Source organism: Methylobacterium brachiatum, from assembly GCF_900113845.1.
Taxonomy (GTDB): Bacteria; Pseudomonadota; Alphaproteobacteria; order Rhizobiales; family Beijerinckiaceae; genus Methylobacterium; species Methylobacterium brachiatum.
On the sequence record NZ_FOQW01000028.1, the window covers coordinates 35350 to 46380 of the forward strand.

Here is an 11031-nt window from a genome sequence, read left to right on the forward strand (position 1 = left end):
GAGCGTCACCTCTTCGACCGTGCGGCCGTCCGGCAGGGTGCCGAACACGGTCCGGACCGGCTCGGACGCCTGGGCGACCGCAGGGATCGCCACGCAGGCGCCCAGCGCGACAGCTCCGACTCCACGCATCCGCTCCCCCCTCAAGACGCTCGCTCCCGCCTGGCCGACCGTGCGCCGGCCCTCGCGGGTGCCGCGGTTGACGTCCGCAATTCCGCTATATACTCATACAAATGAATTCCACAACAAGGGGCCCGGCAAGGCGGCCTCGATGAGGGGAAACGTTTGATGGCAGGACCGATCGCGAGCATGGGAGCGCCCGCGGCGGCGACCGCGACGCGCGATCAGGGCAGCTACCGCCCCGCCCTCTCGCTGCTCGCAAGCCTCTTCTTCATGTGGGGCTTTATCACGGTCATCAACAACACGCTGCTCCCTCATCTCCGGAGCGTGTTCGACCTCGATTATACGCAGACCACGCTGATCGAGTCGGTGTGGTTCATCGCGTATTTCGTGGCCTCGATCCCGGCGGCGAAGCTGATCGAGCGCATCAGCTACCAGCGCGCGCTGGTGGTGGGCCTTGGCATCATGGCGCTGGGCACGCTCGGCATGGTCCTGGCCTCCCATCAGGTCTCGTACGCGATCACGCTCACGGCCCTGTTCGTGATCGCGAGCGGCATCACCCTGCTTCAGGTCGCCGCCAACCCCTACGTGGCTGTGGTCGGACCGCCGGAGACCGCCCCGGCGCGCCTCAACCTCGTCCAGGCGTTCAACTCGTTCGGCACGACCCTGGCGCCTTTGTTCGGCGGCTACCTGATCCTCGGCCGCTCCGCCTCGGGCAACGTCGCGGCCGGCGCCACCCTCAGCCCGGCCGAGCGGCTCGCCGATGCGCAGTCCGTGCAGCTCCCCTACCTGATCGTGGCGGCGATCCTCGTCGTGCTCGCCGTGGTGATCGCCCGCTTCCCGCTGCCCGCCATCGGTGCGGGAGGCGCCACGAAGCGCGCCGCCAAGGCCGAGCGCGCGGGCCTGTCGCTCTGGCGCCACCGCAACCTCGTATTCGGCGTGCCGGCGATCTTCATCTACCTGATCGCCGAGATCGGCGTGTCGAACCTGTTCATCAACTTCGTCTCGCAGCCGGAGATCGGCAACCTCACGCATACGGAGGCGTCGCGCTACCTGTTCCTGCTCTGGGGTGGGATGATGGTCGGCCGCTTCGTCGGCAGCTACCTGATGCAGGGGCGGTCCGCCGAGACCGTCCTGGCCGGCGCCGCCATCGCGGCCTTCACGGTGATGCTGGTGGCGACCTTCGCGACGGGGCCGCTGGCGATGTGGGCGCTGATCTCCGTGGGGCTGTTCCACGCGGTCATGTTCCCGACGATCTTCACCCTGGGCATCCGCGGCCTCGGCCCGCTGACCGAGGAAGGCGCGGGCTTGCTGATCATGGCGATCGCCGGGGGCTCCCTGGTGGTGGTGCAGGGCTGGGCCGCCGACCGGTTCGGCCTGCAGCATTCCTTCCTGATCACCGCCGCCTGCGAGCTCTACGTCCTGTTCTTCGCTTTGTGGGGCAGCCGGCCGGGTCGGGGCGCCTCCGACCGCGCCTGATCGGCCGCCACCCGCGATGCGGCGTGGGGCGGCGGGCCGGAGCGGCTCCCGATCGCGCCGCCATCGGAAGGCGCTCCAAGAAGTCGCTTCAAGTCGTTGATGTCACGCGCCCGCCGGCCGCCGGACCATTAGCCGCTCCGGAGGCCGGCACTCGAGAGAAGGCGATCCCATGGAGGCACAGTTTCGCGTCGTCGCCCGCGCCGAGCGCGACCGGCTCGGCGAGGGACCCGTCTGGGTGCCGGAACGGGGGCGGCTGTTCTGGGTCGATATCGAGGCGCCCGCCCTGCGCTGGCTCGACCTCGCGAGCGGCGCGACCGGCACGCGCCCGTTCCCGGAGCCGATCGGCTGGATCATCCCCCGGGCCGGCCGGCGCGACTTCGTGATCGGCCTGAAGAGCGGCTTCGCGGTGTTCGATCTGGAGGCGGACCAGGTCACGCCGATCGGAAATCCGGAGCCGGACTATCCGGACAACCGCCTGAACGACGCCAAGGTCGACTATGCCGGCCGGATCTGGGCGGGGAGCATGCACCAGGCCGAGACCGCGATCTCGGGCGCCCTGCACCGGCTCGATCCCGACCTGACCTGGCAGCGGATGGACGGCGATTACGGCGTCGCCAACGGTCCGACCTTCAGCCATGACGGCCGGATCCTCTATCACAGCGACAGCGCCGCCCGGACCGTCTTCGCCTTCGATCTCGCCGCCGACGGCACCCTGACGGGCAAGCGCGAATTCCTGCGCTTTCCGGAGGCCTGGGGCTGGCCCGACGGGATGACCACGGATGCCGAGGGCTGCCTCTGGATCGCCCATTGGGGGGCGGGCCGGATCAGCCGGGTGGATCCGGAGGGGCGTCTCGTGCGGGCGATCTCGTTGCCGGCCACCAACATCACGAGCTGCGCTTTCGCGGGGCCCGGGCTCGACCGGCTGTTCGTCACGTCGGCGTCCCGGGGTGCCGAGCACGAGCCGTCCGCGGGGGCCCTGTTCGAACTCGATGTCGGCGTGGCGGGCCTCCCGCCCCGGGCGTTCGGGGGCTGAGGGGCGGCGGGCTTCCCGGCTGCCGCGGCGCGCGCGATCGCTCGCACCGGATCGAGATCGCCAAATCGTGTGGCTTGTGTCCCTCGGATGGGGGATGCGCTCACGGGGCGCGGCGTCTAGCGTCGGGCCTTCTCCGAGACGAGATCACCTTTGACCCGCCCGGCTTTGCCGCGGCGGGTTCTTTGATCGCGGCGTCACGGCCGGATCGGCCGGCGGCCGTGCGGGCTCTCCTCACGGTCGAGCTTTGGCGCAGCGACGCGCACCAACGGCATGATCGTGAAACGTTTTCGGCGGTTGCGCCGTTGATCGACGCATGGACGACGACACTCCGCTTCGTGCGCATATCCGTGCTGTGCTGCTCAAGCTGGCGCGCACCTTGGCCGCCCGGGCCGGCCCGCTCTAGGGCGCGTGCGCCCCGGCCCTCCCCTCGCCCCTGCGCCCTCGGACGACGAGGCCCTGTTAACCTTTCGTCAACCATGGGCCGACACAGTCCCGGGCGGAGGGCTGAGCCATGACTCGACGCCGGGATTTCGATGCGCTGAGCGAGGCGCAGATCGCCGCGAGGCGCACGCAGAAGCGCTGGGTCGAGCCGAAGGCGCAGTTCCGCCCGGCCGCGCCCCAGGCCGTCACCGAGTTGCTCGACACGATCCAGCATGTGGCCGAGGCCGCTACCGGCGAGCGCAGCTTCCTGCATCTGCGCCCCGTGGCCGGGGCCACGCGCAGCCGCGAACATTAAGGCCGCCCGCGAAGCGAGTCCGAGCCCGCGTTCGGGCTGGCGAGCGTCGGCCGGTTCTGCAACAAGGCCGAGATGAGCCGGCGTACAGCCTTCGATTGCATTCTCACGGTGTCGCGGGCCGTGCCCGGGCGATTCCGCACGGCTCGCAGGCCGTGAGCGGCACCCTGAGCGCGGATGAGGCTGAGGCTCTCCGGCGCCGCAACCGCGCCCTTGAGGACGAAGTCGCCCGCCTGCGCTCCGCGCTCGCGACGGCCCGGGCGGAGGCCGCGACCGAGGCGCCGCCGCGGGACGAGACCGCCTTCGCGCGCGCGTTCTGGCAAGCGCCCGCCCGGATCGACGCGATTCTGCCCGAGCCCGATCCGGCGCGGATCGACGATTCCGAGTTCCGCCGGCTCGCCGACCACCTCCCGATCCTGTGCTGGCTCGCCCGCAGCGACGGCTATCTCTACTGGTACAACAGGCGCTGGCTCGATTACTGCGGGACCACGCAGGCGGCCATGGCCGGCTGGGGCTGGCAGAGCGTCCACGACCCGGAGGCGCTGCCGCGGGTGACGGCGGTCTGGGCCGCCTCGATCGCCACCGGCGAGCCGTTCGAGATGGTCTTCCCCCTGCGCGGGGCCGACGGCGTGTTCCGGCCGTTCCTGACGCGGATCGTGCCGCTGCGCGACGCCTCCGGCCGGGTGGTGCGCTGGTTCGGCGTCAACACCGAGATCGGGGCCCAGGTCCGGGCCGAGGCGGCGCTGCGCACCTCCGAGACGCGCCTGCGCCGGGCGCAGGAGGCCGGCGGCGTCGGCGTGTTCTCCATCGATCTGGACCGGAACATCATCCACGCCACGCCGCATTTCTTCCGCCTGTACGGGCTGGCCGAGCAGGAGACGCTGCCGGTCGACGCGGTCGCCCGCCTCGTCATCCCGGAGGATGCCGGCTTCGTCTCCCAGTGGGCGGACCGCGGCGCCGGCCTGACCGATGCCGACGTCGCCTATCGGATCCGGCGGGCGGATGACGGCGCGGAACGCTGGATCGCCCGCCGGGGCGCGATCGAGCGCGACGCCGGGGGGCAACCGATCCGCTTCGTCGGGGCGGTGCGCGACATCACCGACCACAAATCCGCCGAGCAGCGGGCCGAGGCCAACCAGCGCGAGCTGCGCCTCATCACCGATGCGCTGCCGGTGCTCATCGCCTTCATCGACTGGGACTACATCTACCGCTTCGCCAATGCGGCGTATCAGGACTGGTTCTTCCGTCCGGCCGCGGAGATCGTGGGGCGGGACGTGCGCGAGCTGCTCGGGCCCGCCGCCTTCGAGCTGCGGCGCCCCTATGTCGAGCGCGCCCGCGCCGGCGAGGCCGTCCGGTTCGAGATCCCCTGGCCTCACCAGGATGGGCGCCACCGCGACGCCGAGATCCGCTACCTGCCCCGGCGGGGGGCCGACGGGGCGGTCGACGGCTTCCACGTCTTCGTGCAGGACATCACCGACCGCAAGCGGGTCGAGGCCGCACTCCTCTCCGAGGTCACCCAGCGGACCCGCGAGCGCGACCGGCTGTGGGAGACGACCAACGACCTGATGGGGACGGCGGGCCTCGACGGCTTCCTCAAGACCGTCAATCCGGCCTGGACGCACATGCTCGGCTGGAGCGAGGCGGAGCTGCTCGGCCGGCCGTTCCTGGACATCGTCGATCCGGCGGACCACGTCGAGATGGCCGAGGTGGTGGGCCGCCTGTCGGCCGGCGAGACGGTGATGGGCTTCGTCGACCGCGTCCTGACCCGGGCGGGCGAGCGCCGCGTCGTGATGTGGACGGCGGTGCCCGATCCCGGCACCGGGCTGTTCTACATCGTCGGGCGGGACCTCACCGAGCAGCGCCGGGTCGAGGAGCAATTGCTGCAGGCCCAGAAGATGGAGGCGATCGGCCAGCTCACCGGCGGTATCGCGCACGACTTCAACAACCTGCTGACCGGCATCGTCGGCTCCCTCGACCTGATGCAGACCCGCATCCAGCAGGGCCGCACCGACGCGATCGAGCGCTACGCCCGGGCGGCCCTGTCGTCGGCCAACCGTGCCTCGGCGCTGACCCACCGCCTCCTCGCCTTCGCCCGGCGCCAGCCGCTGGAGCCGCAGCCGACCGCCGCCAACCCGCTGATCACCGGCATGGAAGACCTGCTGCGGCGCACGCTGGGCGAGCGGATCCATCTCGAGATCGTCACAACCGGCGGCCTGTGGCTGACCCTGTGCGACCCGCACCAGCTCGAGAACGCCCTGCTCAACCTCGCGATCAACGCCCGGGACGCGATGCCCGAGGGCGGCCGCCTCGTGATCGAGACCGGCAACGCGCATCTCGACCGGGCCTATACGCGCCAGAACGCGGGGGTGAACGAGGGCGCCTATGTCTGCGTCAGCGTCAGCGATACCGGGACCGGCATGAGCCCCGAGATCGCCGCCAGGGCCTTCGACCCGTTCTTCACCACCAAGCCCCTCGGCCAGGGCACCGGCCTCGGCCTGTCGATGATCTACGGCTTCGCCAAGCAGTCCGACGGGCATGTCCGGATCTACTCGGAGCCGGGTTGCGGCACGACGGTCAAGCTCTATCTGCCGCGTTACCACGGTGCCGCACCGCCCGAGACGGGTGAATCCGGCCTCGTCGAGCTGCACCGGGCCGAGCGTGGCGAGACCGTGCTCGTGGTGGAGGACGATCCGGTGGTGCGCGACCTGATCGTCGAGGTTCTGGGCGACCTCGGATACACCGCGCTCCAGGCCGCGGATGCCGAGGCGGGCCTCGCCGTGCTGCGCGCGCCTGGGCGGATCGACCTGCTGATCAGCGATGTCGGCTTGCCCGGCGGCCTCAACGGCCGGCAGATGGTCGATGCCGCCCGCCCGGACCGACCGGACCTGAAGGTGCTGTTCATCACCGGCTATGCCGAGAACGCGACCTTCGGCAACGGCCATCTCGAGCCCGGCATGCGCATGATGACCAAGCCGTTCCCGGTCGAGGCCCTGGCCGCCCGGGTGCGCGCGATGATCGCGGGCCTCGACTGACCGCCGATGTCGCTCACCACCCGCATCCTGCTGCTGGTGCTGCTGGCGCTGACCCCGGCGCTGGCGATCCAGGGCTACAATGAGGTCGCCCTGCGCGCGAGCCGCGATGCGGCGGTGCGCGCCGACGCGCTCGCCACCGTCCGCGGCGCCGCGGAGGATTTCGCCCAGCTCTCGGAGCGGATGCGGCAGGCCCTCGACCTCATCTCCGGGGATAGCTCCGTCCAGGTGCGCGACCCCGCCGCCTGCACGGCCTACCTGAAGCGGTCCGCCGCCCGGCTTCCGCACGTCATCCTGCTCGCGCTCACGGATCCCGACGGCACCGTGATCTGCGACAGCGCCGGCTCGGTGCCGGGGGCCTACTCGACCGGCGCCCGCGCCTATCACCGCCGCGCCCTGGAGGCGGGCGGCTTCGCGGTCGGCGGTTACGCGCTGGGCACCGTGTCGAAGCTGCCCTCGATCCACTTCGCCCGGGTGGTGGCCGGCCGGGACGAGAGCGACGGCCCCGCCACCGGGGTCCTCCTGGCCGCCGTGGATCTCGACTGGCTGTCCGACCATCTGGAGCAGACCCTGCACCAGGCCGAGACGGCCATCACGGTGACGGACCGCGACGGCCTGATCATCGCGCGCCGCCCGGACGGAGCGGACTGGATCGGCAAGCCGATCCCGCCGGAGCGCGCCGCTCTGCGGACGGCCCGGGACGGCGCGGTGCGCATCGCCGAGGATATCGACGGCCGAACCCGGATCATCGCCACCGCGATGCCGGACGGGGCGCTTGCCGGGGTGCGCCTCATGGTCGGGCGCGACAGCGCGGCGGCCTTCGCGGATATCGATGCCGCCACCCGCCGTGGGCTGGTGCTGATCGCCCTCGGCGCGGTCCTGGCGCTGGCCGCGGCGCTCCTGGCCGGACGGATGTTCATCCGCCGCCCGATCGATCGCCTGCTCCGGGTCGCGGCGGCCTGGCAGGACGGCGACCTCTCCGCCCGCACGGGCCTGCGCGGCATGACGGAGTTCGGCCGCCTCGGGCGCAAGCTCGACACGATGGCCTCCACGCTCCAGCGCAACACCGACGAGCTGCATGCCGAGATCCGCCGCGGCCGCGCCCTGCAGGAGCAGCAGGTCACGATGTTGCACGAGCTGAACCACCGGGTGAAGAACACGCTGGCCACCGTGCAGGCCCTGGCTCGCCAGTCCCGCGGCGCCGAAGGCGTCCTCGAGGCGCGGATCCTGGCCCTGTCGAAGACCCACGACCTCCTGACCCGCGAGGATTGGAGCGGCGCCTCCCTGAGCGAGGTGCTGGAGAGCGAGCTGAGCCCCTACCGCACCGGCGGCGACCAGATCGGCCTCGACGGGCCGGACGTCGCGCTATCCCCGCGCCATGTCCTGGCTTTGGGCATGACGATCCACGAGCTGACCACGAACGCCGCCAAATACGGCGCGCTCTCGGCACCGGGCGGACGCGTGCGGGTCTCGTGGTCTCTCGTCACGACGGAGGCCGGCATGCCGCGCCTGCGCCTCACCTGGCAGGAGAGCGGCGGCCCGCCGGTCCACCCGCCGGCCCGGGCCGGTTTCGGGACACGGCTGATCTCCGGCGGCGTGCGGCGCGAGCTCGACGGGATCGTCGACCTCGCCTTCGAGGCCGCGGGCCTGCGCTGCTATCTCGACGTCCCGCTCGCGCCGGGGCTCAGCGCGATCCTCACGCCGACGCAGTAGACGGCCCCGCGCGTCACGGCCGTCAGGCCCGGGGCCGCACGATTTCGCGAGCATCCTGCTTCACCTGCCGCCAGGTCCGCCACGGCTCGAGGTTCGACAGCGCCATCCGGCGCAGGCCGAACCAGCCGAGCACGAGGGCCACGACCAGGAACGGCGCCGCGACGATCAGTGCCGCCGGGGCCTCGGACCCGAACGGCACGGCGAGCAGCTTCACCACCGCGTCGAGCCCGAGGAAGAAGGTGACGATCAGCAGCACGGGAATCGTGCCGACGATCGCGACGAGCGACACGATCGCCCGGAGGTTGCCGTCGATCTCGGTCCGCGCCAGCGTCAGCAGGGCGCCGAAATGCACCGCGCTCTCGCGCAGGGCCGTGACCAGCAGGCCCAGTGTACCGTCGGCTCGTTGACGCATGGTTCGGGATCTATCCTCGTGGTCCGTCAGGCCGGGGGCCAACGGGGGCGGCTGCGGAAGCGTTCCGGCCGGGTCTCACAGCATCAACAGCACGGCGCCGAGGATGAGCACCGTCGCGAGGCCCGCCAGGGCGACCGCGCGGGTGACCGCCCGGCTTCCGTCCGGATCCCCCTCGGGCGAGGCGGCGGCCGGGCCCGGCCCGCGCTCCGCCGCGACCGCTGGGGCTCCCGTCCCGCCCGTGGGCAGGATCGGCGGCGGCGCCCCGGGGCCCGCCTCCGGAAGCGTGAGCGCGCCGGGCAGCGGCCGGTCGATGGGGGGCCCAAAAGCCTCCGGCTCGACGCTGACCCCCGCGGCTTCGAGCTCCAGCATCACCAGCACCAGGGCATCGACATCCATGTGGTCGACCGGAAGCGCGGCCTGGAGATCGCCCGCCGTGAGTTCCCCGCGCGCCCGACCGAGCGCGATCAGCCGGTCCAACGTCCCGCGATCGATCGTCTGCGCCATCGCCAACCCCCGTCACCGGATCCGCATGGCCGGCGCTGCTCTGCGCGAAAATCCGCGACGCGCGCGACGGTTTCCTGAGGATTTGATGTCAAGTCTGCATGCAGCTCTCGATCAGTCACGAAATTCTTGAGCCCCGGATCGATATGCAACCTGGGTGCTCTAGTTTCCTCGCCCAGCGATAATGTGGCCATTTCTCACGAGCGATCGCCATCCGTCGGTTCCAACGCGCACGAAAGTACGGCGAGGATGGCCAATAGCACACGCGGAGGCCCAAGATCTTTCATGCAAATGTCCCCATAAATCGTAGCCAGCAAGTCGCTTGTGCCGCGATGTTGCCCTCGGGGCAGGGAGACGTCGCGCAAGGGTCGGAGCGTTCGAACGGCGCGCTACGTCCTGGCAGACCCCGAGCCTCAGGAGCCACACATCCGCCATGTCCAGGCCGTTGCGCTTGCGGCGCGGTTGGGTTAGGAAATCGACGCGGCTAGCACCCGTAGCTCAGCTGGATAGAGCGTTGCCCTCCGAAGGCAAAGGTCACACGTTCGAATCGTGTCGGGTGCGCCACTTCCGTGCAGAACTGCGAACACCCTGCCACGGTTGATGCGCTGCTGCCCGTGATGGCTGCCTGCAGGCTGGCCTTGTCGCCGACGATGCGGATTACGTCCGCACTCACATCGACGATCGCCTGGAGCCACGCCTTCCGGAACGGGATCTCGCCCGTCGTTACGTTCTCCCGCATCAGCCGGCCGATTGGCCTGCCCCCTGAAAGGTGGTCCTCCCTGAGGTATGGCCTTGCGCCCCTGTGGAGTTGACCCGGTTTATGGTCCACGACCTATGCAAGTTCTCGGGCTGTGACAGCTTGGTTGGCGAAGGCTCGGGGCGTCAAGCCGCCCAGGGCCGTATGGGGTCGATCTTCGTTGTAGTGGCACCTCCAGTCCTCGATGCGTTCACGGGCATCGGCCAGAGACAGGAACCACGAAGCGTTCAAGCACTCTGCCCGTAGGCGGCCGTTGAACGCTTCGATGTAGGCGTTGTCGGTCGGCTTACCCGGTCGGGAGAAGTCGATCTCGACCCCGTTCAGGTAGGCCCATTGGTCGAGCATGCGCCCGGCGAACTCCGGCCCATTGTCAACCCGTAGGCTCTTTGGACGACCGCGGAGCTTCACCAGTGCATCCAGGGCCTCGGTCACCTGGAAGGCGCGGAAGTTAGCTCTCGGTGTGAGCGAGAGCGCCTCTCGCGTATGGCAATCGACGACCGTCAGGATCCGGAACGGACGTCCGTCGAACAGGCGGTCGGACATGAAGTCCATCGCCCAGACCTCGTTCGGTCCGCCGATCGCGGGCCGCCCTTGTCGGTAGCGCCAGGCCCGTTTGCGCTTGGGCAGCTTGGGCCGGATCGACAGCCCTTCGTCCCGGTAGATCCGGTAGGTGCGCTTGTGATTCACCTCCCAGCCCTCCCGTCGCAACAGGATGTGCAACCGCCGGTAGCCATAGCGCACCCGTGCAGCAGCGAGCTCCTTCAGCCGCATGCGCAGAGCTACCTGCGGATCGGCGCGCTTGCGGTAACGCTGAGACGAACGACCGAAGCCGGTGGCCTGACAGGCCCGACGCTCGCTGATGTCATAGGCCACCTGCAGGTGACCGGCGACCTCACGGCGAGCGGCGGACCTCACCACTTTCGCTTGAGCACGTCCTGCAGCATGGAGCGGTCCAGTGTCAGGTCGGCGACCAGCCGCTTGAGCTTGCTGTTCTCATCCTCCAGCTGCTTGAGCCGCCGAATCTCCGGCACCCCCATGCCGACGAACTGCTTCTTCCAGCGGTAAAATGTCGGCTCAGACACACCCATCTTCCGGCAGACCTCGTCCACCGTCGCACCGTTCTCCGCCTGCCGCAGGGCAAAGGCGATCTGCTCGTTCGTGAAGCGTTTGCGAGGCATGGCATCCACCCTCCTTCAGGGTTCAGGATGCCCGAAAAACTTGCGCTCGACGCGGACCAGTTTGCTGGGTCAGGGTCAA

Annotated in this window: 8 protein-coding genes and 1 tRNA gene; 6 read left to right on the plus strand and 3 right to left on the minus strand. The window is 70.2% G+C overall.

Annotation, left to right across the window (positions count from 1 at the left end; genetic code table 11):
* The first annotated feature begins 285 nt into the window (after positions 1–285).
* From BMZ47_RS26085 to BMZ47_RS26105, 5 genes are all read left to right on the plus strand, one after another.
* The gene (locus BMZ47_RS26085; RefSeq protein ID WP_091865138.1) at positions 286–1596 is read left to right on the plus strand and encodes a sugar MFS transporter; all 1311 of its coding nucleotides are present in this window, start codon (positions 286–288) and stop codon (positions 1594–1596) included.
* Between the two features lie 169 nt (positions 1597–1765).
* A complete protein-coding gene (locus BMZ47_RS26090) occupies positions 1766–2629 on the plus strand; it encodes an SMP-30/gluconolactonase/LRE family protein (RefSeq protein ID WP_007558017.1) in 864 nt (287 codons plus the stop codon).
* Between the two features lie 511 nt (positions 2630–3140).
* Positions 3141–3365, plus strand: a complete 225-nt coding sequence (locus BMZ47_RS26095) for a hypothetical protein (RefSeq protein WP_007558018.1) — start codon at positions 3141–3143, stop codon at positions 3363–3365.
* A gap of 152 nt (positions 3366–3517) precedes the next feature.
* Positions 3518–6394: a PAS domain S-box protein gene (locus BMZ47_RS26100; RefSeq protein ID WP_244536941.1), complete on the plus strand. Its 2877-nt coding sequence runs from the start codon at positions 3518–3520 to the stop codon at positions 6392–6394.
* Between the two features lie 6 nt (positions 6395–6400).
* On the plus strand, positions 6401–8104 hold the full coding sequence (locus tag BMZ47_RS26105; protein WP_091865140.1) for a sensor histidine kinase: 1704 nt from the start codon (positions 6401–6403) through the stop codon (positions 8102–8104).
* 22 nt (positions 8105–8126) lie between these two features.
* Here the strand turns inward: BMZ47_RS26105 and BMZ47_RS26110 are convergent, their stop codons facing one another.
* Both BMZ47_RS26110 and BMZ47_RS26115 read right to left on the minus strand, forming a co-directional pair.
* On the minus strand, positions 8127–8516 hold the full coding sequence (locus BMZ47_RS26110) for a phage holin family protein (RefSeq protein ID WP_007558429.1): 390 nt from the start codon (positions 8514–8516) through the stop codon (positions 8127–8129).
* 75 nt (positions 8517–8591) lie between these two features.
* On the minus strand, positions 8592–9020 hold the full coding sequence (locus BMZ47_RS26115) for an RNA polymerase sigma factor region1.1 domain-containing protein (RefSeq protein ID WP_091865142.1): 429 nt from the start codon (positions 9018–9020) through the stop codon (positions 8592–8594).
* Positions 9021–9504: 484 nt separating this feature from the next.
* Between BMZ47_RS26115 and BMZ47_RS26120 the strand changes: the two genes are divergently transcribed.
* Positions 9505–9581, plus strand: a tRNA-Arg gene (locus BMZ47_RS26120).
* A 268-nt stretch (positions 9582–9849) separates the two neighbouring features.
* On the opposite strand, the gene BMZ47_RS26125 is transcribed toward BMZ47_RS26120, so the two are convergent.
* Positions 9850–10952, minus strand: a protein-coding gene (locus BMZ47_RS26125) for an IS3 family transposase (RefSeq protein WP_091865144.1) whose coding sequence is annotated in 2 segments (ribosomal slippage) — positions 9850–10691 and positions 10691–10952 — 1104 coding nt in all. Because the reading frame shifts where the segments join, the coding sequence is not laid out codon by codon here.
* Positions 10953–11031: the final 79 nt, after the last annotated feature.